Raw genomic sequence first — 24,899 nt, forward strand, 5'->3', positions numbered from 1 at the left:
TGATATCCCCCTCTTTGTCATACTTCACATCATAGTTTCTTGTAAAATTTCTCTGGAGAAACCGTGTGTTATTGATTCTCCCATCAACAAGAATGAATGTGTACCGGGAAGAAAAGTTGATTCCATTAGCAGCAGGTCACCAGATATCACTGTTCGTTCGTCGCAATTGAAGCTCAAGCCATTAATACTTCCTTGTACATCTTTGGGGGATGGCCCATCAAGGTAAATAAATTCAGCGATAACGTCAGGCAGATTCTTATAATAATGACAGAGCTGGCCATTAAATGTACCTATTTCAACATTGCTATGCTGGAAATGCACACGTGAAAGCAAATGCGCTGGAAACCGGTCTTCTACATTTTGAATCCATTCACTGGAAGCATCCACCACAAATAACTGAAACATAAATCTGTTCCGTATATCAGGTTTCTTACGCCGATTTTCCCATTCTTTCTGATTTTTCTCCAAAGCATCCGCCATGATCACAGTTGAATACCCAAGCCCAAATTCAAGGACTGTAAAGGGCCTTCTATGCCTGATTAACTTGTGCAAGCGAACTAAATCATCAGTTTTTGGCGGGAATGGGATTTTTTATTTCCCAGAGACAGCATCAAACGCGCTATCTTTGTAGTCGATGTTTTCTTGAAAATTTATAACCTTATCCAGTCCATTTGATCGGATATGGTCTTTGTGCATCTCGTATTGTTCCCGCCCACTCATTTCCTGACCTTTCTGTGGTAAAGCATATTGTTAATATTGAACATTCGTTTTTCAAGTAGCCACAAACTGCTTCCGAATATTTTGGGCGAATACAATGTGAGATAGATACCCTTGACACGAGTGGTATCACTGCCAGCTATAGATAACTCTGAAGTACTCCTGAATTCTTACAAGCGTCAGCAATACTGTAATATTTTCAAGAATCTGCTAACCGAAACAGACACCAGAATCACCTCGGGCCTTACTTTGTTTCAAATGAATAAGCGTAAGAGCCAAAATCACAAATGAACAAGCAAAACCCGAGGTAATTACAAAACAATTACTTTATTTGTGCATCGCACGTTTAAACATGCGATCAATTTTTGTCTCAGTATCAATCGAGCGTGCATTGGCTTCGTTAGCCTTATCCATTGCCTGATTCGCAATATTTACTGCATCGTTAGCAGTTGCCCTGGCAGCCGCTGCATCTGACTGTACTGCAGACACATTGGATTCCAGTGCATCCACACGGGATCTGAGTGCATCAACATCACCTGTCGTCGCACAAGCGGACAAACCTGCACAAGCACCTACCAATACCAGCATTGATACCATTCTTTTCTTATCCATACCACTCGTCTCCTTAATAAAAAAACAAACACACATTACTACACATTTTTACTCACTGCTCCGGGAGAAACAACGAGCAACCCAGTTCGGTTTGTATTACATTACAAAAATAAATCAAATGTAATACGGGCCGAAACTCCAACCAGTTTTGCAGTTACAATATGCGGCGACATTTTGCTTGCACTTGACCAGCTACCCATTCAGGTCAGGTTTCACATTTCCTGCACTGCATCCTCTAAACCTGAAAAATACAGCACATAGAGGTGCTGCTCTATGTCTTCAATAATGCCTTACTAAGCTCAGCACTGGGCCGCGCCGCGATACGTTCGAACCACGGGTTTATATTCGGCAGGTTGCGATCAAACGGCTGGTTGACCGACTGACCAAAGTCCAGCCACACATACAGCCAGATATCAGCCGCAGTAAAGCGTTCACCACATAGATATGGACCTGTTCCGAACATACCATCCAACCAGTTCAAACGATCCTGCGCCACGCGCTTCATTCCATCAGCTGCTTCAGGCACGACTGGAATGCGCGATTCAAACCGAGCCAATCCTTCAGCATAATGGTAGGCATTGTGTATGAATTCAGTGATATTAAGCTCTACTCGCCGCCACCATTGACGGGTTTGTGCACGCTGCTCGGGTGAGTTTCCGACCAAACTGGGTGAGGGGTAGCGCTCTTCAAGGTATTCTGCAATAGCAACAGCCTCCGTAAGCATACTGCCGTCATCCAAACGCAAAGCCGGGGTCTGGCCCGTCGGATTAATAGCCAGATACGTTGACTGACGATTTTCTCCTGTCATGACATCAATTGTTACTGCCGGTAACTGTAATCGCTTTTCCAACAAAAACATTCGCAGACAGCGTGGCGCAGGGCTATGAGCATCATAGATCAGCATAGATCAACTCCGTTATTGAAGTCACTGCAATTTCAAGGGTAAAAGTGTGCATCCTGTTCATTATTACTCACGTGAGAATGTCTTATCAGTAAATATTTAATCTCATCAAGTCAAAATTTTTCATTTTCCCCTGGCCGGTATCGGCGGCTTGCAGTCCCTCAACTCTTACTATCAAGTATATACAATTATGCAACTAGAATACGTGGCATGGAAGAGCAGCTAAGAACATAATAAATTAACTGCCACTTAACCTAATGACGACATCTAAAGCATTCTTATCTTCCCCCGCGCTGAAGGACGTTTTTAACAGCATCAGTATTTGTCACCAGTGAAGAATAACGGCAACCGCGATGGTAAACTGATGCAATAGTAAGTATGTAGCTTGCAGATATTTACTGTAATGCCTTCAGATCAACCATCTGTTACAAAGAAACCACACTACTGTCTATATGGATGAAAGCGCCAGCTTGTTAGCACTTTTTACCAGCAGTTTTCTTGCCGCAACGTTATTACCCGGAGGATCCGAGGCTGTGCTTGTCGGGGTATTGATCGCCTACCCGGATCTGTTCTGGCCAGCGCTGAATGTTGCCACGCTGGGAAATACATTAGGAGGACTGAGTTCTTACGTGATTGGTCGTTTTCTGCCCGATGAGCAGGCTTTGTCAAAAAAGCTTGGCCGCCATGTTCATGGGCTGGAATGGACACGTCGCCGTGGAGCACCCATACTATTCCTGTCCTGGTTGCCACTCATCGGCGACATATTATGTGTGGCTGCCGGATGGCTGCGGATCAACTGGGCCTCCGCAGCATTTTTTATTGCTATCGGAAAATTTGCACGCTACTGGGTAATCGCTGCAGCAATCAGTTAGAAATTCACAAGCAATCGAATTTACTTTTCCAGCAGTTTTTTCAGTTCACCATTCTGAAACATCTCAGCCATGATATCCGATCCACCAACAAACTCCCCGTTGACATACAGCTGAGGGATGGTGGGCCAGCTGGAATAATCCTTGATACCCTGTCGTATTTCCGGATCAGCCAATACATTTACAGCGAAAAAATCCTCAACGCCACAAGCACTCAATATTTGTACAGCATTAGCGGAAAAACCGCATTGTGGCTGCTGTGGAGTACCTTTCATATATAAAACCACCGGGTGCGTTGATACCTGTTGCTCAATAGAATCAGCGATATCCATATTTAATTTCCTCTTTAAATTTATAAAGCAGCTACTTGTTTCCTGAACAGCAAACACTTCAACTGGAACAAATTTATACAAAACCTTGGTTAATACTACTCATCCTGTTTGAATCTTTATATCCAGAATAATTTCCAGATGGTGATATAAACTTCTATGCCGGAACCAATCCATACTGTCCCCCCGTTACCCTATCTATCCCAGCAAGATCTGATCTGGTGAATATATGGGAAAAACCGGTTTTATCCAGCAATCTGCGGCAGACATCAGCCTGGTCGTATCCATGTTCAAGCATTAACCATCCGGAATGTTCCAGATAATCCGGAGCCTGATCAACTATTCTACGAATACAATCCAGGCCGTTATTCTGGGCCACCAGTGCGATAGTGGGTTCAAAACGCAGGCCATCGGCTTCAAGATGCGGATCTCCCTCGACTATATAAGGCGGATTAGCCACAATCACATCAAACTTTTCACTGATAAAACCCGAAAACCAGTCTGCTTTAATAAATACCACATTTTCTACAGAACATCTTTTAGCATTTCTGCGCGCCACTGCCAGTGCCAGAGGAGAAAGATCAACTGCTGTCACATAAATATCAGGACGATGTCTGGCGATTGTAATGGCAATAGCACCGCTTCCGGTGCCCAAATCAAGAATGTTACAGCACCGATCTGGTGGAATTTTAGACAATGCCATTTCCACCAATAGTTCCGTTTCGGGGCGAGGAATCAAAACATCTGGCGTCACGTCAAAAACCAGATCGTAAAACCCTCTTTCGCCCGTCAGATATGCAACAGGTTCCCCCGCCATGCGCCTCGCAAGCAATTGCTGGAAATGTACAATCTGCTCCATACCGAGTAACAATTCTGCATGTGTAATCAGAAAAGCCGCATCCACGTTCAGTACACTTTGCAATAGCCAACGCGCATCAATCCGATCTACAACACTTGCTGCATTCTGCAAGAGTTCACCAATTGTAGCGGGCGTGTTTATACCTTGCTGTTGTTCCGAGGAAAGCATATTTCCTATCATCTTTCGATCATGGCAGCCAGCTGTGCGGCCTGATGTTCGGCTGCCAAAGTAGAGCATAATTCATCTAACTCACCGTCCATAATCTGCTCTATTTTATAGAGTGTCAGGTTAATTCTGTGATCAGTAATTCTCCCTTGTGGAAAATTATAGGTCCGGATCCGCTCTGAACGTTCACCGCTGCCAACCAGCGATTTCCTGGCAGCTGCCTGTTCAGCCTGTTGCGCACGCACCTGCTTGTCGAGAATACGGGAAATCAACACACTCATTGCCTGTGCCTTATTCTTATGCTGGGAACGCCCTTCCTGACACTCAGCCACAATTCCTGTCGGCAAATGGGTAATCCGTACAGCCGAATCTGTTTTATTAATATGCTGCCCGCCCGCGCCGGAAGCGCGGAATGTATCGATTCTTAAATCAGCCGGATTCAGAGTTACGCCAGAAATTTCATCTGCTTCCGGAAGCACAGCAACAGTACAGGTTGAAGTATGCACACGCCCCTGTGTTTCAGTCGCCGGAACACGCTGCACCCGATGTGCACCCGATTCAAATTTAAGTCTAGAATAGGCACCGTGGCCAATAATCCGGGCAATAATCTCCTTGTATCCGCCCACTTCAGAAGGATTCTGGGAAACAATTTCTACTTGCCATCCCTCACGCTCCGCATAGCGGCTATACATGCGAAACAAGTCACCTGCAAACAGAGCAGATTCATCCCCTCCCGTACCGGCCCGTATTTCCAGGAAAATGTTGCGCTCATCATTCGGATCCCTGGGCAACAGCTGCTTGAGTATCTCGGTTTCAATATCCGCCAGCTTCTGCTTATCTGCATCAATCTCGGCTTCAGCAAAATCCCGGAATTGCGGATCCACACTCATTTCCATAGCGGTAGCCAAATCTTGCTCAACCTGCTGGTAAGTATGATAAAACCTGGTTACCGGCTCAATTTCAGATCGTTCACGAGAAAGTTTCCGATAATTATCCAGATCAGCCGTGATCTTTTCATTGCTCAACAGCTTGTCCAATTCCTCCAGTCGTATACTCAGCCGGGTAAGCTGATCCACAATTCCCTTATTCATCGTGGATAACGCAACTGATACAACCGATTGACAAGCTCAACAAGTTGCTCACGCTCATCATTGGATACCTGGTTGAGAGCGGAAGAAGGAGAATGGAGAAATTTATTGGTCAATCCACTACTAAGTGATTCCAGCACTTTTACAGGATCTTCCCCCTTCGCCAGTAATTTATGGGCGCGGCTCAGCTCATGCTGACGAAATTGCTCGGCCTGGTCGCGCAGTGCGCGAATAGTTGGAACAGACCGCCGTGTGGCGACCCAATGCATAAAGTCCATAACATTTGAATCAATAATTGTTTCTGCCTGAGTTACTGCCCCCTGACGACTATCCAGTCCTTCCCTGACAATATCAGCCAAATCATCCACATAATATAGAAATACATCATCCAGCTCAGCTACTTCCGGCTCAACATCTCGTGGCACAGCCAGATCAACAATGAAAATCGGGCGATGCTTGCGCAACTTGATGGCTCGTTCCAGCATTCCTTTGCCAAGTATCGGCAGCGGGCTTGCCGTTGAGGTGACAACAATGTCATGCAATGCCAGTTGATCCGGCAATTCACCCAAAGAGATGGGGTGCGCATTAAAACGTCGCGACAGCGCTTCCGCTCGCTCTACAGTACGATTTGCAACCGTTACATGCACGGGGCGTTTGGCAACGAAATGAGCAGCGCACAACTCAATCATTTCGCCGGCACCGATAAACAGCACTTTTTGTTCACTAATATTGCCAAAAATTCTTTCGGCAAGACGTGCAGCAGCAGCAGCCATTGAAACTGAACAGGCACCTATTTCTGTAGAGGTACGCACTTCCTTCGCTACAAAAAATGTATGCTGAAACATTTTATGTAATAACAATCCCAGCGTTCCCGCTTGTTCAGCTGATTTCACTGCGTTCTTCATCTGCCCCAGTATCTGTGCCTCACCCAACACCATGGAATCCAGTCCGCTGGCAACGCGAAATGCATGCTTTACAGCCTGCTCCCGCAACAATTTGTAAAGGTAGGGCTCAAGATCTCCAGAATGGAGATGATGAAAATCAGCTAGCCACCCGACAGCTTTATCGGGTGTATCAGTATTGCAGTATATTTCAGTACGATTGCACGTTGAGATTATAGCCGCTTCTTTAACCAGCTGGTGACCCACCAGATCATGAAGCGCATGTTGCATCGACTCTTCCGTAAAAGCCACATGTTCGCGTATATCTAAAGGTGCAGTATGATGGTTAACACCAAAGGCAAAAAGTTGCATGAAAAATATCCTGATGACGCCAATTCAAAATTGGCTAATTATAACGGAAGTTATACCGCCCCAATCAATGGAAGTTCCATGGCGATACGCCGCACAATATGTATCTCGGCTGTTTTGCCTGCAGGAATCCTTGACACCCGGGCAGGGACATTTCTACCATAGCGGTTTCTTCAGGGAGTCATTGTGTCAATCGAGTCAATCAGAAACGTTATCGCCAAAGATATGGGCGAGGTGGATAACGTTATCCAGCAAAAGCTTCATTCTCAAGTTGTTCTTGTTCGACAGGTCAGCGAATACATCATCCATAGCGGCGGAAAAAGGTTACGGCCAGCATTAGTCATCCTTGCCGCAGGGTTATACGATTACAAGGGTACGCATCACTATAATCTCGCTGCTGTTGTCGAATTTATCCATACCGCAACACTATTACACGATGACGTAGTGGATGAATCCCAACTGCGCCGCAATCAGGCCACAGCCAATGCTTTATTTGGCAACGCTGCCAGTGTGTTGGTGGGTGATTTTCTGTACTCGCGTGCTTTCCAGATGATGGTGGAAGTCGATAACATGCGAGTTATGGAGGTGCTGGCCGACGCAACCAACACCATTGCCGAGGGTGAGGTACTGCAATTACTTAACTGCCGTGACCCAGACGTTGAAGAGGAAAATTACCTGCAGGTTATCCGTTTCAAAACCGCCAAGCTTTTTGAAGCTGCTGGCCGGCTGGGAGCGATACTGGGCGGAGCCACTCCGGCTGAAGAAGAAGCACTGGCTGCTTATGGCATGCATCTGGGCACAGCATTCCAGCTGGTGGATGATTTGCTGGATTATTCGGGTAATGATCATGACACTGGTAAAAATCTGGGTGACGATCTGGCAGAAGGAAAGCCGACTCTGCCACTGATCTTCGCCATGCGGGCTGGCACGACCGACCAAGCAAATACGGTCCGTCATGCTATTGAATCTGGTGGAAAAGACGGGTTTGGACCAGTACTCGAAATCATCCAGAAAACTGGTGCGCTGGATTACGCAAAGCAATGCGCGCAGAAAGAAGCCAACATGGCCACTTCCGTAATCTCTACGCTCCGTGATTCTATCTATAAACAATGTTTGCTAGAATTGGCGGAGTTCGCTGTTTCGAGAAATTACTAATTTTTACCAGAATTGCCAGCTTCAGCAATTATCACTGGAAATCCTAAATATTTCCTTGCTAGTGCTGTTTTCGATAAACTATTTCATTCGGGGTGTAGCTCAGCCTGGTAGAGTACTGCGTTCGGGACGCAGGAGCCGGAGGTTCAAATCCTCTCACCCCGACCAAATAAGCTTGCAACTCGACCCGAAAATCACAGTTTACTACCAGACGCAATGTTGACATGATCCACAGTATCGTTATCAGGTTCCTGAGTAAATCAAATATGCCTTGCAAGTCGTGAAAGCAGCAAAAATGTCGTCAACGCCACAGCACGCCAAATCTTTCATACGTGATTTGCACAATATAAGGTTTGGCGCTTGCGTTTAAATGATTCCTTCCAAAACAAGTCTCTGCCAAAACAAGTCTCTGCCAAAACAAGTCTCTGCCAAAACAATCTGAAATCGCGATACAATTTTTTGAAGATCTGATAATTGTTAAAGGCATTGACATTGACTATTAAGGTTTTAGTAGAAGAATCTCCCACCTGATTATCTTCTGCAAAACAAACAGATAAGGGGTTAAAACTCAAAAAGTAAACGCGGATTTTTGTCCGGCATATTTAGGAATTCCACGATATCCGCTGAAGAATTGTCACCATCCCTAAATTAATTAGGTGACGATTAACTATTTAATTGAGGATATTGGAAATGGAAATCACTTGTTATCGCGATCCTGAAATCAAACGGGAAAAAAGGACGTTACCAGCAACCACCTATAACCTGGCTATCCAGTTATTTGCTCGCTGCGGAGCAAAAAATCTATTCATACCTATCCGAAGTATGCAATATTTAGCTATTATTGATCGTGAGGAATTTGTATTTATTGATGGCCAGCGCAAATGCTGGGTAGATATTGCTTGGCAAAATTTCCATTCACATGAACGTGAATCACTTGATCAACCCATTGAATATGAAGCAGTTTATTATCAGGAAGATCAAACAGCGGTTATGCGCCGCCTGCAAAGAGAATTTCCACTTGCTTTGTATGCAATGATGGCAAAACAAACCCCTCACAACCCGGCAAAAATAATCAAGTTCCGACCCAAAGTTTCTACAGATAACGCTTAGTGATAAAAGCAGGGAATATTTACAGTGAGAAAGTATTCCTGAAATATATATTCATGCCGTCAAGCATATAAAACTACAACTTGTCAGTTGCGTATTTTACTATGTGCCGCAGCGGTTGCTGCATCATCCCTGGCATGTGCTTGAACAAAAGGCAGATGACATAAAAACATTAGGCGCGCGACTAATGTATGATTATTAAATAATGGTTTTTTAATAGAAACTTCGGAACATGGCTACTACCGCGTCGACACTGATCATACCCGTTGAGAACCAGGTTCGTGAACTGGATGCAAAACTCCTGTTATCTTGCGTGGCTGCCGAACGCGGATTCCCGGTTGTTATCGGTTCTCGTGCCTACATTCATTTTGAAGTTGCTTCGCTACCACGCGGCATATATCTTGCAAAAAGTATGCGCAGGTTGAGTAATTCCATATTCCGGATCCTTCGCATGCTTGGCCACGAAATTGTTGCTTGGGAAGAGGAAGCACTGGTTCATCCTCCGGCAGATACCTATTTCTCGCTACGGTTATCTCCCGTTACGATGAAAAATGTTTCTCATTTCTTTGCCTGGGGTCAGGAGAATTCTGATCTCATCAAACAATATCCGCAACTTCCGGAAAATTTACCCATTCACATAACCGGGAATCCGCGAGGCGACATCTTGCGACCAGAAATACGCGCCTATTTTTCAGCAAAGGTAGAGCACTTACGTGAAACTTATGGCAACTTTATCCTGATCAATACCAATTTTTCCAGTGTTAATCCTTTTATTCCCAGTATCGGAATGTTCATTTCGGGTAAAAATGGAGAAAAAACATCCCGGCGCGGACAGGGTGGGATCGGCTTAAGTGACGAATTTGCCGAAGGGTTGTGGCACCACAAGAAAGCCATACTGGAGAGTTTCAAGCAGCTTATCCCAGCATTGGAGCGCGCTTTTCCTGATGTAACTATTGTTGTCCGCCCTCACCCAAGTGAAAATTTACAGGTTTATCACAATATTGCTGCCCAATGTCGCCGGGTAAAGGTTGCAAATAAAGGTAATGTCATCCCCTGGCTTCTGGCTTCGAAAACAATGATACACAATGGCTGTACAACCGGACTAGAAGCTTATGCCCTAGGTGTACCTGCCATTTCTTATCTGGCTGCTTTCAATGAATAATACTACGACTATGATTTCCAGGGATTGCCTACCAAACTTAGTTATCCGTCGTTTAACTTCGACGAACTTGAAGAGACCTTATCCCGGATTTTGCGTGGTGAATTGGGTGTTGCAGATGGAGAAGAACGCAAGAAACTTATTGATTATTATTTGACAGCACAACAAGATCGCCTGGCATGCGAGCGTATCGTGGATGTACTGGAGGACAGTGGCTATGCTCGATCTCAGCCAGCAGCAAGCTCTATTGCAAAATACATGGTGGGTTGGGCGCTTGCCAATCTGAAAACAACATTAACCCAGTTATATATGCGCCGCCCGGGACCAAACCGGCTTTCTTATCACAACCATCGTTTCCCTGAAATTTCAGTCGCCCAAATCGAACAAAAAATTGCACAATTTGGCCATTTACTGAATCGTTTCCAAACGATAAAGGTTATACAACACTCACGGTATCTGTTCAAAATCAATACTTGATAGATACAAAGAGATAAAAAACAGTGTATCCCTGGAATATTTCTAGCAGACATCACGAGTAAAAGGGCTCGGTTTCAGAAAAACTCCAATGCCTTCCTCCCGCAGAACATACCCAATAACCCGATCAAGATTCATCACTAAGATCCGTATCCCATCCGCTATTCCTTGCAATAGCTATTCTCTGTTCATATAAAACAGAATGTCGCTGCTGCAATTCTGGCGGCAAGAGGCTGGGAAGATGTGAGTAAGGCTCCCATGCGGCGTAAACTTCTTCATAAAGAACCTGCATCCGAGACATATTCCATCCCGTACAGGTTTCACTCTCGGGCAATATACCAAAAACCCACGCATCAATTACGATACGCCCCAAGGGAGTCAGTCCTCCAGCTGCATCCTGATCCACTCCCGAGTAACCTTTCTCTCTCATAAACTATCCTCAGTCAGATTAACGAGTCAATCCCGCATACAACGGCAGTCTCTCCGGCAACCGCATAACATGATCCACCACCATATAGTTGCGCATCCCAAATATTCTGGATACATATTGATCAGCATGCGAATCAAGGCTCTTGCAAAAGGTTAATATCCCAGAACGCCCTGCTTCCTCTACTGCCTTTTTGGTATCGAACCGCAGATATTGCGGGTCACGCACATCGACGTCCGCCAGTTCACCATCAGTAATAACGAACAGTAACTTCATGGCAGAGTGCTGCATTTTCAAGAAATGGCTCGCGTGGCGTATAGCCGCTCCCATACGGGTAGATAGCTGGCCAGTCATGCGGGGCAATCCGCATCTTGGGAATTTAATCGTATGGCTGATCAAAATCCTTGAAACGGTAATACTGAACATCATGTCGGCCATCCGAACAAAAACCATGGATTGCGAAAGGATCCCCCACCCGGTTAATGGCACCTGCCAATAGCACAGTTGCCTGTCTAGTCAAATCCAGTACGGAATATTCATGACCATTCACCTTGTTGTTAGTGGATTCCGACAAATCTAGCAATACTAATACTGATATATCATGCACTTTACGCACGGCACGCATCATGACGCGCGGATCTGGATGCTGCCCCATACGTATATCAGTGAACGAAGAAATCGCTGCATTAATATCAATTTCATCCCCATCCTCCAGCTTGCAAATACGTTATACACCTTGAGGCTGCATCGCATCAAGCAAGAATTTCATGCGATGAATTTCCTTTTTATACTGAGTAGCAATGTCGTCAATAACCTGAATATCTCCTGGCTTTGGACGTTTTTCCTGAATCGTTGACCATTCAGGTCGTTCCAATCGAATCTTGTAATCCCACTCGGAATAATAATGAGGCGAAGCAATCCGTTCCTTACCCACATGGTGTTATAGGAAATGCCGTTATCTTCATATGGAAAAAGTTCAGAATCCAATATCCATACTTCGTTGGCATCATCGCCACATCGCCAGCAAATTCGCATTCTGTTTCATTAATAAATTCCATCAAACTGACTCGTCTGCAAACCTGCTTCGGCGTGCCATATCCGGCAGCAATCGAGAGCGCTCAAATCAAACTCCTCAAACTCCCAGAAATAGTGATTATCGTCACGATAAGAAGCTGTCAGCACATCCGTTCTGATTGAACGGTATCTTCTTGGCCATAATTTCATGAGCAAGCTACACCAATATACTGGTATATCTGGTTATCATCCTGAATCACTCCGGGTTTTGAGGAGACTCTAGCCTTTAAGAGAATAGAGCCATAAATAAACAAAATCAGCTTTCCCTGGAAGTAAAAGAACGGGCAGTCCGGTTGGTGCAGGAGCATCGTCAGGAATATTCCTCACTGTAGGCAGCGGTTGAATCGATTCCACCCAGAGGATTGGCTGTGTGCCATCTACATTGCTGGATTGGGTCAAGCGTAGTGATGTGGCGCGACGGTGTAACATCCGGTGAACGTGAACGCATCAAAGCCATGGAGCGTGAGATCAAGGAGCTGCGCCGTGCCAACGATATTCTAAAGACAGCCAATGCTTTTTTCGCCCAGGCGGCGCTCGACCACGAACTGAAGAAAGAAACGCCTACATTGATCAGCATCGGGACCTGTGTGGGATCGAGCTGAGTGATGCCATGCGAATCCGGTTTAATCCGGAATAGATAATCTTTTCCATACTTGCTCCAGTAATGCGGCTGTGCGGCGCGACGATACCTTGTGCTGCATCCTAATAAGATCTTTCGCACACGCTGCTATTGGTGAAACGAGTTCTAATCAGCTAAGCCAGCGCTGCACAAAAGCGTCGATGACTTCGCGCACTGACTCGGACTTGACCACCAGGCCCAAGTCGATCATCTCGGAAGCTACCGATTGCCCCGTATTGTACGCCGGCACCGGGCCGGGGATGATCTGGTTGGTTTCTTCGTGGAAAAACACTGCAGCGACGACGCCTGCAAACCAAATCGAGCGTGCGCCGTCTCCGCGCGGGCGCAACGGATCGTCGCGCACCACAAATACCGGACTGCCGCTCGATCCCGGGTACACTGCGGCATCGATCAAAAATTGTTTCTGGCCCTCGAAATTGAGTTCCAGCGGCGTAGCAGTGGTACCTCTGCGCAAAATAGGCATCAGGTTGACCACATCCCACATGCCGCTAGGATAGCCGACGAATAGCACTTCCTCAAGTGCGTCGAAGCCGCGTGTGGCGGCGGCATCGGGAATGCTGGCGCTGTCGATGGCGTGGTAGTACAGCTCTATGCCCAGCTCCCGCGCAGCGCGCTCTAATGGGCGCAACGGCACGATGGCCAGGTCGACCTCGGGGTCGGAGTGGAAAAACCAGGCCGCTGTAAAGTCGTCGATGTTGAGTTGAAAACGCTCGCCGAACGCAGGTTTGCCGTCACGCGCCTGCGTGAACACCAGCCCACCCCGGCGCACTCCCTCGACCAGATGCCGGTTGGTAACGATGAACGGCGTCGTGCCATTGGCATGACTGTGGGTGATAATGAACGCGGTTCCCGAGCCAGCGCTGCCGTCTTCGAGTTCGGAGTCCACGCGCACTGTGCAAAACAGCAGACGCTTGGCGATTGAGTCGATTTCCATAATACATATACACTATATAGGTGGTTCGGTAGCGTCGCGCCGACTCAGGGATGGGCGGCGGCGCGCTGGTTCAGTTGCTCTATCGCCGCTACTGCGGCATGCTGCGCAGCCTCGGCCTCAGCCTCAGACCCCATCATGGTCAGTCGGCCGAAGCTGCCGAAGGGTTTGACATCCACCAATGTGACATGCGCAGCCTTTTCAGCTTCATTCGCGGCATAAATGATGTATCCAGCTGGCTCTACTTCGAGGATGAACATGCTCTTCCCCGGTAACAGCATCGAACCCTTGCGCAGCTGACGATTGATCAGCGTAGCGTGATCAGGAGTGATGGCGCGGATGATCTCGTTCCAGGCGATTTTGCAGCGCAGCCGCGATTCCATTGTAATGCCAAGTTGCTGCAGGACCGCATCTCCGGCGGCAAGCACTTCGCTTTGATTACGGTAATGGAGTTCCATCGATCCGAACGCGCGCTCCACCACCTGCTCGCCCATGCGCACATTGGTTTTTTTCAGCGCGATATCTGAAAGGTGATGGACCGCCATGCCGGGAGCAACTTCGATCCACATGCAGGCGTCGCCCGACACCGGCAGAAAGCCTTGCGACGAGGTGGCGAGATAAGATGCGAGCTGCGGTTGCAGTGCGTCGAGAAATACGAAGGTACGCAAGCTTATTTTCATTGCATGGCGCCCTTAACGTGTGAGGCTCATGTAGAGCATCGGCAATTTCTCCGGCAGGCGCTCGACTTCGTCAATGACGGTGAAGTTCTTAGCTCCAAAAATACGCGACACATATTGGTCAGCATGCGGATCGAGGGATAACGCATACACCGTAATGCCCTTACGCGCGAGTTCTTCGACTGCATGTTTAGTATCATAGCGCAGATATTGCGGGTCGTGCACGTCGTTGTCGGCCGGTTCGCCGTCGGTGATGACAAAAATTACCCGCTTGGATTTGGGCTGCTGCGCCAGATAATATCCAGCGTGACGCAGCGCTGCGCCCATGCGTGTAGAAAAATGGCCCTTCATGCCGGCTAAGCGAGCCTTGGCGATGTCACCATACGGCTGGTCGAAATCTTTGAAACGATGATAATGCACGTCGTGCCGTCCATCGGAGCAAAAGCCATGGATCGCAAATGGGTCGCCGATGCGATCGAGCGCGTCGGCGAATAACACTGTGGCTGCGCGGGTGAGATCCATTATCGTGTAGTCGTGTCCGCGCACCTTGTCGTTGGACGATTCGGACATATCCAGCAGTACCATCACTGCAAGCTCGCGCAGCGTGCGCTTGTACCGCATCATGATGCGCGGGTCCGGTGGTTGGCCCATGCGGATGTCGATCATCGCGCGCACTGCGGCGTTGATATCGAGATCGTCGCCGTCCTCTACGTGCCTGATGCGCTGCATGCCTTGTGGCACCATCGATTCGATCAGGAATTTCAGCCGTGAGATCACTGGCTTATTTTCGATGATGATGTTCTCGATAATTGCGAGTTCGCCCACGGGTGGATGGTGTTCGAGCACGGTGACCCAGTTCGGGCGTTCGAGCTGAATCTTATAGTCCCACTCGGGATAATGGAAAGGCTCGGAAATCGGTGGTCGACCTTCGAGTTCGTTGATGCTGACGCCGTCATCGAACAGATATTCGGTCGGCAGTTCCCAGACTTCCTGCGCGTCATCACCGGCAAACTCGTTATCCACCTCGTTGACCATTTCCATCAGGTTGACTTTTTTGCGTACCTGCTGCCGCGTCTGCCAAGTAGCCTCCAGTGCCTGTGCCTCGTCGTACTCTTCGAGCTGCCATACCGCTCGGTTGTCGTCTCGGTAGATCGCGCTCAAGCGGTGGTCGGTACGGTTGTTGAACTCGGGTAGCGGCAACTCGAACAGCTTGTGCGACAAGTCTATGCCGAGGTTCCAGCTTGTCTGATTGGTCGAAAGATCGGTCTGTGCGCGAAACGCCACCACGGCCTCACGCACCCACGGATGAGGATCGTGGCTCTGCTCTTCAAGCAGGGCGCGGCCCAGGCGGTCGAGCAATTCGCCGATGCTCTGCGGCTCACGAGAGTAATCGAACACCGGATGCAGCATCAGCCAAGCTTCGCGCATGTTCGGAAACTGCCGGATTGACAGCTCCTCGACCCGCGCATCTTCGAATACCTCAATCACCGCCATTTGCGCTGGATGCAACATCTGCATGGACAGCGGCTGTTGAGTGAACACCAGATGCGCAGCACAATGGTTAACTGCGGCGCGGTAGATCTCTAGTGCCGGCACGCATTGCTCGGGCGGCGTATCGGGGCCCAGTGGCTTGTAATTGTCGTAGGCATCGGCAATATGAATGACGTAATGCTCAATGTAGGGCTTCAACTCTTCACGGCTTTCGTAATCGCCGGAAGTAGGGCGCAGGAAAAAATCACGTCCCCACATTGCGCGCTGATAGATGTTCAAACGACGCTGAATGTCGACGAACAGCGTGCCCTTGCGCTCCTGCTGCAGCACAGCCAGCGCGTCGGCGCTTTGCAGAGAAAAGTACGCTACCTGACCGTCTAAATCGCTGCGATACGCCTGTGCACCCCACTGCACCCAGCGCCGCAAGCCGCCCAGAGTGAGCTGGGTAAGCAGACGGTCCAAGTTTTCCAGCATCGGTCGCAGGCCGCGAGGCGCCTGGGCCAGCATGATCTCGAGCACCTTCAGATAACTGACGAATAGGCCGGCATCGCTCAAGCGCTGTGCCGCTAATGGCGCAGTGCCGACGATCAGCGCAAGCACATGGCCCGAGGTCTTGGATGCCATGCCAAGAAGGAAGTTGACTAGGTCAGGCAGTACTTCCTCACCCACTCCGCGCGCCAACTCGGGCATGGATTGGATGAAACCGACCACAAGGTCCTCCCCGCGGCCGAGGTGATGCAACGCGACCGCTCCTTTGAGGTAGTTATCTAAGCCACGCGGCGTGAGTGCGCGCGCCGCCTCGTTCCAAGACGCGCGCAGCAGTTCCTGCGCACTGCCGGGTAGCTCGTCGAGCAAACTCTGGAATTCTTCAAGGTGAATAGCCATAATGCGAGACCCATGTCGCCCATCAGAAGTAGGTGGTTACAGCCGCATCAAGCGCATCGCGCATGTCAGGGTCGTCGGTGATCGGTCGCACCAGGGCGACGCGGCACGCCGCCAGCGGCGCCACGCCCTGCGCGATCAAACGGCCGGCATAGATCAGCATGCGGGTAGAAATGCCTTCGTCGAGCCCGTGTCCTTTCAGGTTGCGCGCACGCTCAGCAATATGCACCAGGTTTTTCGCCACGTCCATACTCACGCCGCTTTCATGCGCGATGATCTCGGCCTCAACTTCATGTTCCGGATAGTTAAAATCTAAGGCGCCGAAACGCTGCTTGGTTGATTGTTTGAGATCTTTCATCAGGGACTGGTAACCCGGGTTGTACGAGATAACGACTTGGAAATCGGGGTGCGCCTCGATGATCTCGCCTTTTTTCTCCAATGGCAGAATGCGCCGCGTATCGGTCAGTGGATGAATCACAACCGTGGTGTCTTGCCGTGCCTCGACCACCTCGTCTAGATAGCAGATCGCACCATAACGCGCCGCCAGCGCCAGCGGTCCGTCCTGCCAGCGCGTACCGCTGGTGTCGAGCAAGAAGCGGCCGACCAAGTCGGAGGCAGTCATGTCTTCGTTGCATGCCACAGTGATCAACGGTTTGCCGAGCTTCCACGCCATGTATTCGACAAAACGGGTCTTGCCACAGCCGGTGGGTCCTTTGAGCATCATGGGCATACGCACCGAGTACGCTGCCTCATACAGCGCAACTTCATCGCCGGTGGCGCGATAGTACGGTTCGCGGGTCACACGATAGCTGTCGAGTGAACTCGATGTCGGCGCAACGACGGCCGTTGCCGGCAGCGACATCGCTTGCGCCTCCTGGGTTGAAGTCGTGGAACGGTAGGATGCATTCCACCGGGGCATATAGGTTCGCGTCAGGTTTTCGTTACTCATAATGATATCCAGAATTCTTCGGTTCAACCGGGCTTAGTCCGGCCATACGCGGTCAGGAAAAAGCGCCTGAGCGCTCGAAACCGGCTCAGCGGTTTGGCGAACCGGTTTGGCTTGTATGTTTGTTTGCTTGGTGTCTTCGGCTACCACACGCGGCGCAACAGCCTTGGAAGGCGTGGTAGATCTTGCCTGGCGCACACTACTGGTAAGCTTGTCTTTTATGTTGGTCATGATGTAACAATCTCCTGGATGATGGCTTCAATTTCTGCGGCGGCGGCTTGCCCGCGCGCACCCATTTGAAACACAGATACGCCTTCGAGCGCAGCCGTTTTGTAGATGCTACGCCGACGTATCGAGGTTTGCAGCACCGGCAGTCCGAACTCAGCCAGTGCTTCTTGCATCGCCGCTGATAGCGCGCTGCGCGCTTCAATCTGATTGAGTAGCAGAAAGGCTCGCAGATTTGAACAGCGTTTGCGCACCTCGTCGATCTCCTGCGGCAAACGCAGGCTGGCCCACAGGTCCACAGGCGAAGGCAGGACCGGGATCAGCGCGATATCGCAAGTCAGGAGCGCAAACATAGCGGCGCGGGTGTCGACCGATGGCGGGCAGTCAAGCACGATATAGTCGAAGGCACGGAATTCCTTGCGCAAATCGGGCAGGACAACGCCTAGTCGAAGCTGCTTGACCGTAGCAGGAAAGGCCTTAGTGCCGGCCGTCGCCCATTGCGTGGCCGAGGACTGCGGGTCAAGATCGACCACTACTACTGATGCCCGCCGCGCCAGCCCAGCGGCAAGGTTCATTGCCACCGTAGTCTTACCGACACCGCCCTTTTGGTTGGTGATCGCGATGACACGCATGTCAACCACGATCACTTCCCCTGTTCAGCCAGCGCTGAGATGCGTGCGGCAAAAGTTTCATCCTGCGACGCGAAGACCTTGTCGTCAGCCGGTTCGAGCGTGACGTTAACGTAGGTGGTACCGAAACTAATATTCTGTGGATGCCGCTTGAACTCATCGCACAGAACCGACAAGGCATCGAGAAATGCGCGCGTCTGGGCATAACGCTCGAAGGAAAAGCGCCTATACAACGTCGGCGGCTTGTCGCGCCGCTCCCAGCCTTGCAATTCGTCACTCATGTCAAAGCTCATCCGGATTTGGTATGCGCAATGTGTTCTAGATGCTCCTGCTCCTGCGCTAACAACGATTGGAACAGTGCTATCGAGTCCTGGTCACGCAAGCGCTGTGCATGCATTAGCGCATTGACATAAAGTTGGACGGCCTGCACTTCCATTTGTTGGTCGTGAGCGAATAATTCCTGTGCATTGCGGCCCAAGCGAACAACGGGCAACTGTCCGCCACAAGGAGCCACGCCAAGTAGGATCTGACGCTCAATCAAAAGTTCAGCATGTTCCAGCTCTTCCATAGCTTCGGCGCGCAGGTGTGCTGCAAGTTCCACATCCCCCCAAAGACGCGCGAGCACGCTTTGTGCGAGGTATTGCTGGACTGCTCCCATCTCGTGGTTGAGAGCGCGTGCCAGCCACCCTAAGGTTCTCGGATCGACAGCCATGGCAGGAAACGATCCGTCGATCAACTAAGCGTGGAAGTGATCTCGGCATCGCGGCCGCCGCCACCACCGCCGCTGACGTCTGGCTTGGTCGGCAGTATGCCTTCAACTTCACTGTGCACGCGAGCAATAATGTGCGCAGCCACCAAGCCGTCACCCACACGCTCGCAAGCATCAGCGCCTGCACGAACTGCGGCGTTGACCGCGCCGGTTTCGCCACGCACCAGCACAGTGACGTAGCCGCCGCCGACGAACTGCCGGCCAATCAGACGCACCTCCGCTGCCTTGGTCATCGCATCGGCCGCTTCGATCGCGGGAACCAAACCGCGGGTTTCAATCATTCCCAGGGCAATGCCGTTTACGTTAGCCATGTTACTGTCCTCGTAGTTGTTTCAAGAAAGGTAGGGGGTTCTTAGGCACTCGGAGTCCTGGGCAATATGCCCTCAACTTCACTGTGCACGCGAGCAATAATGTGCGCAGCCACCAAGCCGTCACCCACACGCTCGCAAGCATCAGCGCCTGCACGAACTGCGGCGTTGACCGCGCCGGTTTCGCCACGCACCATCACGGTAACGTAGCCGCCGCCGACGAACTGACGCGAGATCAGACGTACTTCAGCAGCCTTGGTCATCGCATCGGCCGCTTCAATCGCGGGAACCAGACCGCGGGTTTCAATCATTCCCAGGGCAATGCCCATTATTTCTGCCATTTTCTTACTCCTTTAGTCAAAAAATTGGTTAAACTGCCACTTCTCTGCACTCAAGCGCCCGCCATGCGTGCGCCTTTTGCTCTATACGCGTAATATATACACGTCTGTTCACGCTTCGTCCCAGCCTTCGATGATGCCGCAGATCGTGAGATCAGTCGTCGTCCTCTGGTCTGGCATCGCATACCTAGCGGCGCTGCCCAGCGTAGTAAACACCCATTTTCCCGGTGGGGCGCCGACCGCGTCGGACGCCACCATGATTTCACCCTTCTGCCCTTTTAGTACGCGCAGCGATGTCGAACCGAGTCCCGGAACACGCCGAGTGCAAACCAGTTCACCGACGACGCGCCAGATCTCCATCAGATCGCCTCCGGATTCCAGTGGTCGATGATACCAACGATCGTTAGATCGGAGGGAAAATCCTTGGCACCAGCCGCATCTCTAGCTGCTGAAGAACCGACACAGATTACCCAGTCTCCCGGGATGCAGCCCACCGCATCGACGGCTACACTGCGCGTTCCGCCGGGTTTGTCCTGCACGACCAGCAGCGGGCGATGTCCAAAGCCGTCGATGCGGTTGGTCGACACCAGGGTTTTTTCGACTCGCATGATTCGCATAGCGTTTTAGTCCTCAATACTCAATGGTTCGCTGCAACTTCGTCAGCCACAAAGTCGCAGCGCTCGTCGCCAGCGCGCTCACTCACCGCGATCGCGCAATTAAGTAGACCCTTGGCAACCAGATCGGGATAGCGCGCCTCGATCGCATCACGCACCCGCCGACCGCGCTCAACCGCGCGCGCGCGCGATTCGGGAATCCGGGCATCATATTCGAAATGCACCAGCACTGGGACCGGCAGACCGTGTGCGACATTGAGCTTGGCGAAGATATCGATCCCGACATCCATATCGGGCGCCCCTTCCTCGATGGTGTCGAGATGGGCGAAATAAAACAGGTTGCGCAATTTTAACGACCGAACCGCGTCGCCAGCGACGATGCACTCCTCGTCGTGCCCGATAGTCGCGTAGCGACCGGTATGATGCTTGATGACGTATTCGATCTGCGACAGATTAGCTTCGGCCAGCGCAGACACCAAACGGCGCATGCCATCATTCATCCGCCCTTGGCCTTGGCCCCAACCGCCGGTATTCTCGACGTCGGCGATTATCTCGGCGACGCGCGCGCGCGCCACCTCGGCGGATAGCCCAAGCGTCTCGCGGTAGATCTTCACGGTTTCGATGTAGCGATGCGAATTGACGTCGCCGTACGCATCGGGAAGATGAATGCGCAAAGCGTCTAGATCGGTATCGACTCCGATCAACAGCACGTCGGGCGCGGCGCCGATGCCGAAACTGCGATCGATCGCCTCACGTAGTTCATCCAGGCGGCCGAGTGCCGCCTCGGTGGCTTGGCGATCGTTGCTGCCATGCGCGGCGCAACCGTCACCGTTATGCGAGGAGCTGCTGAAGTGGTAGACGGCGATCTTGAGATAGTCCAGACGCTCGCCATCGACCATCGCGCCTGACAGTCGCTCGACTTCGCGCTGCGCCCAATCGCATACATCGGCTTCAATGTCGAACAGCGCGCCCGCATAAGCCTTCACCTGCACATTAGGCCCAGGTAAAATGCGCAACACATAAGGGCTCATACCCTGCAACCGACCATCCGAACAGGGGCTGATATCCACTGTGTGATAACCGCAGGATCGCAAGAAGTTTTCATCGAGCGGTATGCGCTGACGCCAGCCAGCCTGCTCGGTTCGCGCATTATCGACGCACGACTTCAGGACGCTGAATATGCAGTGCGAATGCAGGGCCGATAAATCCAACCCGCACACCCAAGCATCCTCAAACATCTTCGACGGCAGATCAAAACCGAGTTGTTCGTGGGCGAGCTGCTGCGCGCGCTCGGTGAAATCCTTGTCGTGCTGATGCATGGAGATGCGTTTGAGCACCTCGACGATACGGGTGAAGCGCGAGCGTACCGTCCGCTCATAGTCGAACAATAGGCGATTAAGGTCGCGGTCGACAAGCGAGTGTTCGCAGATCTGCCCGCTACTGATCACGCAAGCAGGATGTTCGAGCACCTCTGCGATACCGCTCTCATTGGCCACATCGATCGGCCCAACGCTACTGCGTCGCAATGCCTGCATACGTTGTCGTGTATTCATCTTCGTATCCTCAGCCGCGCGCTCCGCCCGAAATGGTAATGGTTGCGCCTCTATCGGTATTGCCGGACGAACCAGTAATGACCGATTCAGGCACTTCAAGACGCTCGAGCTCGCGGAATTTCACTGCGTTGACACCGACGCCACGCGGTTGGCCGCGCATCGAAGGGTTGCGTACCAGACTGGACGAGCCCTCGGTACCGGTAACTCGAGGGTTTGCATTCCAAGCATCACCCGAAATACGCACTCCCTGCTGACTACCTTCACCGCTCAGTCGCTGCGCAGCAGCGACGACTTCATCCAGTTGCACCTGGCTACGAGACGTGTCGCTATGCCGGAACTCCGGCGTTCCGGTAATCAGACCATCGGCCTTGTTGATCGTCCCGGTTATGCGTAAATTGCTCAGCACACTGCCGGTGAGATTATCTCCCTGGCACTCACGCCCCGGACTCTGGATCTGGCGCTGACGCGACGGCGGCACAATGCTGAAATCCTTCGGTGCAGGCGGCCGTGGCGCGACATCAAAAGTGCGTCCGCGCGCAACGAAACGACTGCTAGTTGCGCATTGGTCAGGCATATTATCCAGCCCAAGATATGGTGTGCCCGAAATCGGCTCGCAAGCGCCGCGCTCATCGCCGGTCATGCGCGACCCGCCTGCACCTGGACGGTCACCGGTCACGACGCTGGCTGGAATCACGGCGCTGTCGCGTACGCGCGCCGCCTGAGCATCGAGGCTCGGAGCCGGGCAAAATTCCTGAATTTGCGACATTCCTGCATACTGTACGCCGCTGATGGGGGCGCAGGTGCCGGCTTCGTTGCCGGTGACGTTGGCAGCACGGCCCGGATAGCTGCCGGAAACTGGTTGGCCTTGCAATGTACTGTCGAAGACGACCTTATTCACGGGTTGTACTGTAGATGATTGCCCTGGCGGGCAAACAGCTGCAAGTTGTTGGGTGCCGATATAGTCGGTGCCGGTGACGGATTTGCACCCGTAAGATTCGTCACCCGTCAACTTTGGGCCGGGAGCAACCTCCGAACCAGTAATGGTATGACCAGCGAGGGTATGCATCGTATTGACTTTGTTCGGCCCGGACGCATCGCAAAGCCCCGCAAAATCGGCCGTAGTGTAATACTGGCTTCCGGTGATCGCTCGGCAGGAACCTGTCTCGTTGCCGGTTACCTTGGACGAACGGTCGACGGCAGCACCCGAGATGGCTTGCGCACCGCGTGTTGACATCACACTGACCTTGCGCGGCGCTGCCGGCGCATTGGTATGGCACAAGTCGCGAAACTGTTCGGCGGAGAGATATTCGGTGCCTGTGATCGCACGGCAGCTACCGGCTTCGTCGCCAGTGAGGTGTTCGCTACGGCCTACCAGGGTGCCCGTGATAGTCTTGCCCGAACCGGTGTGCGTAATTGCAACCTTGTCCGGTGCATTGTCGTTTTCTGGCGGACGGCCGTAGCAGGTACCGGTGATCGATCGATCAGCACCGTACTCTGCGCCGGTGATTTTGCGCGGCCGATCGACCAGGGAGCCAGACACGGCCATGTCCTTGTTGGTGAAAGCCAGTGCGACTTTCTCCGGCGAGGGCGCCGGGCGTGTGCCGCAAAACTGCTGGAAGCGCTCGGCGGACAGATATTCGGTGCCGGTCACGGGATGACAAACACCCGCTTCGTCACCCGTGGCCTTGGTCGAGCGACCGAGCGCTATGCCTGTGATCTTTTGCTCGCGCAAGGTGTGGCTCATCTCAACCTTGGACACGCCTGGTTCGGCGCGTACACCGCAGATAGTTTGAAACTGTTCCGCGCCAATATATTCGGTGCCGGTGATACTGCGGCAGGATCCCGATTCGTTGCCGGTGACTTTGATGCTGCGCTCGACCATGGTACCAGTCACGGTTTGACCGGACAAAGTATGCCCTTCCTCGACCTTCATCGGCACTTGCTTGGCATCGCGCGTCTTGACCCGTCCGCTTGGCCTGGAAGCAGAAGCAGCGCTGTTCGACAGACCGGCGCGCCCCGCGAGTGACTGCACGCGACGATGCTGCTCCGCGATCTGTCTTCCGGTAGCGCCTTTGACCATCGCAGCTTGCCAATCCTGCCCCGGCATCGCAGCAGCAATCTTGGTCGCCTGGGCAACCCGCTTGAGCCCGGCTTTGCCATCTTGTGTCAACGCTGCGCGACGCATCTTGGCCAGCGCGCGCCCGGTCGCCTGCTCGGCGACGATTGTCGCACGCTGAACGCTTTCTTGCACCGCAACCCCGGCCACCGGCATTTCGGCGACTGCCCTGTGCCGAGTCTGGCATTCGCACTGCGCATCGCAATCGCACCTGATTGTGGCAAACGGCTGTACAGCTGGACGCAAATGTGCACTCGGACGAGTATAATTTTTTGAAGCAGTTTGCAACGCTGCCTTGCCAACGCTGGCAAGCGCTTGTCGCCGCGCTCGCGCAGCCGATACGACTGCTGCCGACAAAGGCTCAGTGCGCGTCAAGACCTGCGCAGCCGATACTGCCGCAGCAACAGGAGCCTGCGAACCGTGCCAGGCAGTAGCAACCTTATCTGCATTCATGGCGACGTCTGCCCTGCTGCGCAGCACAGACGTTTTGGTAATGGCGGTTTTGCCTTGACGGGCCATCGCCTGGCGACGCTGGAGCGCCAGTGCGCGCCCGGACATGTTCGCATTGGCATAACTTGATTCAGCGATTGTCATAAG

27 protein-coding genes, 1 tRNA gene, 2 pseudogenes and 1 other annotated feature are annotated in these 24,899 nt (G+C 51.6%); of the genes and pseudogenes, 7 read left to right on the top strand and 23 right to left on the bottom strand.

Annotation, left to right across the window (positions count from 1 at the left end; all coding sequences use genetic code 11):
- Positions 1-24 precede the first annotated feature (24 nt).
- The 3 genes from C8R14_RS01285 to C8R14_RS01295 form a co-directional block, all read right to left on the bottom strand.
- Positions 25-480, bottom strand: a complete 456-nt coding sequence (locus tag C8R14_RS01285; RefSeq protein ID WP_041353445.1) for a hypothetical protein — start codon at positions 478-480, stop codon at positions 25-27.
- A 564-nt stretch (positions 481-1,044) separates the two neighbouring features.
- Complete coding sequence (locus tag C8R14_RS01290) at positions 1,045-1,329, bottom strand: Lpp/OprI family alanine-zipper lipoprotein (RefSeq protein ID WP_011633921.1); 285 nt, start codon at positions 1,327-1,329, stop codon at positions 1,045-1,047.
- Positions 1,330-1,600: 271 nt separating this feature from the next.
- Positions 1,601-2,233, bottom strand: a complete 633-nt coding sequence (locus C8R14_RS01295) for a glutathione S-transferase family protein (protein WP_011633920.1) — start codon at positions 2,231-2,233, stop codon at positions 1,601-1,603.
- A gap of 449 nt (positions 2,234-2,682) precedes the next feature.
- On the opposite strand from C8R14_RS01295, the gene C8R14_RS01300 reads away from it, so the two are divergent.
- Positions 2,683-3,102, top strand: a complete 420-nt coding sequence (locus C8R14_RS01300) for a YqaA family protein (RefSeq protein WP_011633919.1) — start codon at positions 2,683-2,685, stop codon at positions 3,100-3,102.
- A gap of 20 nt (positions 3,103-3,122) precedes the next feature.
- Here the strand turns inward: C8R14_RS01300 and grxD are convergent, their stop codons facing one another.
- From grxD to hemA, 4 genes are all read right to left on the bottom strand, one after another.
- Positions 3,123-3,431, bottom strand: coding sequence for a Grx4 family monothiol glutaredoxin (gene grxD / locus C8R14_RS01305; RefSeq protein WP_011633918.1), 309 nt, complete (start codon positions 3,429-3,431; stop codon positions 3,123-3,125).
- Positions 3,432-3,585: 154 nt separating this feature from the next.
- The gene (gene prmC / locus C8R14_RS01310; RefSeq protein ID WP_011633917.1) at positions 3,586-4,467 is read right to left on the bottom strand and encodes a peptide chain release factor N(5)-glutamine methyltransferase; all 882 of its coding nucleotides are present in this window, start codon (positions 4,465-4,467) and stop codon (positions 3,586-3,588) included.
- Positions 4,464-5,543, bottom strand: coding sequence for a peptide chain release factor 1 (gene prfA, locus C8R14_RS01315; RefSeq protein ID WP_011633916.1), 1,080 nt, complete (start codon positions 5,541-5,543; stop codon positions 4,464-4,466). The genes prmC and prfA overlap by 4 nt, the downstream gene beginning before the upstream one ends.
- The gene (gene hemA, locus C8R14_RS01320) at positions 5,540-6,793 is read right to left on the bottom strand and encodes a glutamyl-tRNA reductase (RefSeq protein WP_011633915.1); all 1,254 of its coding nucleotides are present in this window, start codon (positions 6,791-6,793) and stop codon (positions 5,540-5,542) included. The genes prfA and hemA overlap by 4 nt, the downstream gene beginning before the upstream one ends.
- 183 nt (positions 6,794-6,976) lie before the next feature.
- Between hemA and ispB the strand changes: the two genes are divergently transcribed.
- From ispB to C8R14_RS13935, 5 genes are all read left to right on the top strand, one after another.
- Positions 6,977-7,945, top strand: a complete 969-nt coding sequence (gene ispB / locus C8R14_RS01330) for an octaprenyl diphosphate synthase (protein WP_011633914.1) — start codon at positions 6,977-6,979, stop codon at positions 7,943-7,945.
- Positions 7,946-8,033: 88 nt separating this feature from the next.
- Positions 8,034-8,110: transfer RNA gene (locus C8R14_RS01335), tRNA-Pro, on the top strand.
- Positions 8,111-8,632: 522 nt separating this feature from the next.
- Positions 8,633-9,052 carry a hypothetical protein gene (locus tag C8R14_RS01340; protein WP_011633912.1) on the top strand — a complete coding sequence of 140 codons (420 nt, stop codon included), beginning with the start codon at positions 8,633-8,635 and terminating at the stop codon, positions 9,050-9,052.
- 229 nt (positions 9,053-9,281) lie between these two features.
- The gene (locus tag C8R14_RS01345) at positions 9,282-10,211 is read left to right on the top strand and encodes a surface carbohydrate biosynthesis protein (protein WP_240142296.1); all 930 of its coding nucleotides are present in this window, start codon (positions 9,282-9,284) and stop codon (positions 10,209-10,211) included.
- A 24-nt stretch (positions 10,212-10,235) separates the two neighbouring features.
- Positions 10,236-10,685 carry a hypothetical protein gene (locus C8R14_RS13935; RefSeq protein WP_240142295.1) on the top strand — a complete coding sequence of 150 codons (450 nt, stop codon included), beginning with the start codon at positions 10,236-10,238 and terminating at the stop codon, positions 10,683-10,685.
- 124 nt (positions 10,686-10,809) lie between these two features.
- Here the strand turns inward: C8R14_RS13935 and C8R14_RS01350 are convergent, their stop codons facing one another.
- Positions 10,810-11,112, bottom strand: coding sequence for a hypothetical protein (locus tag C8R14_RS01350; protein ID WP_011633911.1), 303 nt, complete (start codon positions 11,110-11,112; stop codon positions 10,810-10,812).
- 18 nt (positions 11,113-11,130) lie between these two features.
- Positions 11,131-12,371, bottom strand: a pseudogene (locus C8R14_RS14350) (nitric oxide reductase activation protein NorD); the annotation flags it as partial.
- 54 nt (positions 12,372-12,425) lie between these two features.
- Here C8R14_RS14350 and C8R14_RS13960 point away from each other — a divergent pair.
- A pseudogene (locus C8R14_RS13960) lies at positions 12,426-12,781 on the top strand (transposase); the annotation flags it as partial.
- Positions 12,695-12,794: a sequence feature (AL1L pseudoknot), on the top strand. (Overlaps the previous pseudogene by 87 nt.)
- Positions 12,795-12,932: 138 nt before the next feature.
- Here the strand turns inward: C8R14_RS13960 and C8R14_RS01365 are convergent.
- The 14 genes from C8R14_RS01365 to C8R14_RS01430 all read right to left on the bottom strand — a co-directional run bounded on the left by C8R14_RS01365 (position 12,933) and on the right by C8R14_RS01430 (position 24,821).
- Positions 12,933-13,757, bottom strand: a complete 825-nt coding sequence (locus C8R14_RS01365) for a S1 family peptidase (protein ID WP_011633910.1) — start codon at positions 13,755-13,757, stop codon at positions 12,933-12,935.
- Between the two features lie 44 nt (positions 13,758-13,801).
- A complete protein-coding gene (locus C8R14_RS01370) occupies positions 13,802-14,434 on the bottom strand; it encodes a BMC domain-containing protein (RefSeq protein ID WP_011633909.1) in 633 nt (210 codons plus the stop codon).
- A gap of 12 nt (positions 14,435-14,446) precedes the next feature.
- On the bottom strand, positions 14,447-16,807 hold the full coding sequence (locus C8R14_RS01375; protein WP_011633908.1) for a nitric oxide reductase activation protein NorD: 2,361 nt from the start codon (positions 16,805-16,807) through the stop codon (positions 14,447-14,449).
- A 22-nt stretch (positions 16,808-16,829) separates the two neighbouring features.
- The gene (locus C8R14_RS01380; RefSeq protein ID WP_011633907.1) at positions 16,830-17,666 is read right to left on the bottom strand and encodes a CbbQ/NirQ/NorQ/GpvN family protein; all 837 of its coding nucleotides are present in this window, start codon (positions 17,664-17,666) and stop codon (positions 16,830-16,832) included.
- Positions 17,667-17,786: 120 nt separating this feature from the next.
- A complete protein-coding gene (locus C8R14_RS01385) occupies positions 17,787-17,981 on the bottom strand; it encodes a hypothetical protein (protein WP_041353443.1) in 195 nt (64 codons plus the stop codon).
- Positions 17,978-18,607, bottom strand: a complete 630-nt coding sequence (gene parA / locus C8R14_RS01390) for a ParA family partition ATPase (RefSeq protein WP_011633906.1) — start codon at positions 18,605-18,607, stop codon at positions 17,978-17,980. The genes C8R14_RS01385 and parA overlap by 4 nt, the downstream gene beginning before the upstream one ends.
- A gap of 11 nt (positions 18,608-18,618) precedes the next feature.
- The gene (locus C8R14_RS01395) at positions 18,619-18,885 is read right to left on the bottom strand and encodes a 4a-hydroxytetrahydrobiopterin dehydratase (RefSeq protein WP_041353708.1); all 267 of its coding nucleotides are present in this window, start codon (positions 18,883-18,885) and stop codon (positions 18,619-18,621) included.
- Between the two features lie 8 nt (positions 18,886-18,893).
- Positions 18,894-19,316 (bottom strand): ferritin-like domain-containing protein, encoded by a 423-nt coding sequence (locus tag C8R14_RS01400; RefSeq protein ID WP_011633904.1) that lies wholly within the window; start codon positions 19,314-19,316, stop codon positions 18,894-18,896.
- A gap of 20 nt (positions 19,317-19,336) precedes the next feature.
- A complete protein-coding gene (gene csoS1 / locus C8R14_RS01405; RefSeq protein ID WP_011633903.1) occupies positions 19,337-19,684 on the bottom strand; it encodes an alpha-carboxysome major shell protein CsoS1 in 348 nt (115 codons plus the stop codon).
- A 41-nt stretch (positions 19,685-19,725) separates the two neighbouring features.
- Positions 19,726-20,022, bottom strand: a complete 297-nt coding sequence (csoS1, locus tag C8R14_RS01410; RefSeq protein WP_011633902.1) for an alpha-carboxysome major shell protein CsoS1 — start codon at positions 20,020-20,022, stop codon at positions 19,726-19,728.
- A gap of 108 nt (positions 20,023-20,130) precedes the next feature.
- Complete coding sequence (locus tag C8R14_RS01415; protein WP_011633901.1) at positions 20,131-20,379, bottom strand: carboxysome peptide B; 249 nt, start codon at positions 20,377-20,379, stop codon at positions 20,131-20,133.
- On the bottom strand, positions 20,379-20,627 hold the full coding sequence (gene csoS4 / locus C8R14_RS01420; RefSeq protein WP_242500201.1) for an alpha-carboxysome shell vertex protein CsoS4: 249 nt from the start codon (positions 20,625-20,627) through the stop codon (positions 20,379-20,381). The genes C8R14_RS01415 and csoS4 overlap by 1 nt, the downstream gene beginning before the upstream one ends.
- Positions 20,628-20,656: 29 nt before the next feature.
- On the bottom strand, positions 20,657-22,186 hold the full coding sequence (locus C8R14_RS01425; protein WP_011633899.1) for a carboxysome shell carbonic anhydrase: 1,530 nt from the start codon (positions 22,184-22,186) through the stop codon (positions 20,657-20,659).
- 10 nt (positions 22,187-22,196) lie between these two features.
- The gene (locus C8R14_RS01430) at positions 22,197-24,821 is read right to left on the bottom strand and encodes an alpha-carboxysome scaffolding protein CsoS2 (protein ID WP_207204482.1); all 2,625 of its coding nucleotides are present in this window, start codon (positions 24,819-24,821) and stop codon (positions 22,197-22,199) included.
- Positions 24,822-24,899: the final 78 nt, after the last annotated feature.

The organism is Nitrosomonas eutropha (genome assembly GCF_003201195.1).
Taxonomy (GTDB): domain Bacteria; phylum Pseudomonadota; class Gammaproteobacteria; order Burkholderiales; family Nitrosomonadaceae; genus Nitrosomonas; species Nitrosomonas eutropha.

Bases quoted from the DNA above. Each gene is read 5' to 3' on its own strand.
- C8R14_RS01285 (WP_041353445.1), bottom strand. From the start codon at position 480: ATGGCGGATGCTTTGGAGAAAAATCAGAAAGAATGGGAAAATCGGCGT.
- C8R14_RS01290 (WP_011633921.1), bottom strand. From the start codon at position 1,329: ATGGATAAGAAAAGAATGGTATCAATGCTGGTATTGGTAGGTGCTTGT.
- C8R14_RS01295 (WP_011633920.1), bottom strand. From the start codon at position 2,233: ATGCTGATCTATGATGCTCATAGCCCTGCGCCACGCTGTCTGCGAATG.
- C8R14_RS01300 (WP_011633919.1), top strand. From the start codon at position 2,683: ATGGATGAAAGCGCCAGCTTGTTAGCACTTTTTACCAGCAGTTTTCTT.
- grxD (WP_011633918.1), bottom strand. From the start codon at position 3,431: ATGGATATCGCTGATTCTATTGAGCAACAGGTATCAACGCACCCGGTG.
- prmC (WP_011633917.1), bottom strand. From the start codon at position 4,467: ATGATAGGAAATATGCTTTCCTCGGAACAACAGCAAGGTATAAACACG.
- prfA (WP_011633916.1), bottom strand. From the start codon at position 5,543: ATGAATAAGGGAATTGTGGATCAGCTTACCCGGCTGAGTATACGACTG.
- hemA (WP_011633915.1), bottom strand. From the start codon at position 6,793: ATGCAACTTTTTGCCTTTGGTGTTAACCATCATACTGCACCTTTAGAT.
- C8R14_RS01340 (WP_011633912.1), top strand. From the start codon at position 8,633: ATGGAAATCACTTGTTATCGCGATCCTGAAATCAAACGGGAAAAAAGG.
- C8R14_RS01345 (WP_240142296.1), top strand. From the start codon at position 9,282: ATGGCTACTACCGCGTCGACACTGATCATACCCGTTGAGAACCAGGTT.
- C8R14_RS01350 (WP_011633911.1), bottom strand. From the start codon at position 11,112: ATGAGAGAGAAAGGTTACTCGGGAGTGGATCAGGATGCAGCTGGAGGA.
- C8R14_RS01365 (WP_011633910.1), bottom strand. From the start codon at position 13,757: ATGGAAATCGACTCAATCGCCAAGCGTCTGCTGTTTTGCACAGTGCGC.
- C8R14_RS01370 (WP_011633909.1), bottom strand. From the start codon at position 14,434: ATGAAAATAAGCTTGCGTACCTTCGTATTTCTCGACGCACTGCAACCG.
- C8R14_RS01375 (WP_011633908.1), bottom strand. From the start codon at position 16,807: ATGGCTATTCACCTTGAAGAATTCCAGAGTTTGCTCGACGAGCTACCC.
- C8R14_RS01380 (WP_011633907.1), bottom strand. From the start codon at position 17,666: ATGTCGCTGCCGGCAACGGCCGTCGTTGCGCCGACATCGAGTTCACTC.
- C8R14_RS01385 (WP_041353443.1), bottom strand. From the start codon at position 17,981: ATGACCAACATAAAAGACAAGCTTACCAGTAGTGTGCGCCAGGCAAGA.
- parA (WP_011633906.1), bottom strand. From the start codon at position 18,607: ATGCGTGTCATCGCGATCACCAACCAAAAGGGCGGTGTCGGTAAGACT.
- C8R14_RS01395 (WP_041353708.1), bottom strand. From the start codon at position 18,885: ATGAGTGACGAATTGCAAGGCTGGGAGCGGCGCGACAAGCCGCCGACG.
- C8R14_RS01400 (WP_011633904.1), bottom strand. From the start codon at position 19,316: ATGGCTGTCGATCCGAGAACCTTAGGGTGGCTGGCACGCGCTCTCAAC.
- csoS1 (WP_011633903.1), bottom strand. From the start codon at position 19,684: ATGGCTAACGTAAACGGCATTGCCCTGGGAATGATTGAAACCCGCGGT.
- csoS1 (WP_011633902.1), bottom strand. From the start codon at position 20,022: ATGGCAGAAATAATGGGCATTGCCCTGGGAATGATTGAAACCCGCGGT.
- C8R14_RS01415 (WP_011633901.1), bottom strand. From the start codon at position 20,379: ATGGAGATCTGGCGCGTCGTCGGTGAACTGGTTTGCACTCGGCGTGTT.
- csoS4 (WP_242500201.1), bottom strand. From the start codon at position 20,627: ATGCGAGTCGAAAAAACCCTGGTGTCGACCAACCGCATCGACGGCTTT.
- C8R14_RS01425 (WP_011633899.1), bottom strand. From the start codon at position 22,186: ATGAATACACGACAACGTATGCAGGCATTGCGACGCAGTAGCGTTGGG.
- C8R14_RS01430 (WP_207204482.1), bottom strand. From the start codon at position 24,821: ATGGCCCGTCAAGGCAAAACCGCCATTACCAAAACGTCTGTGCTGCGC.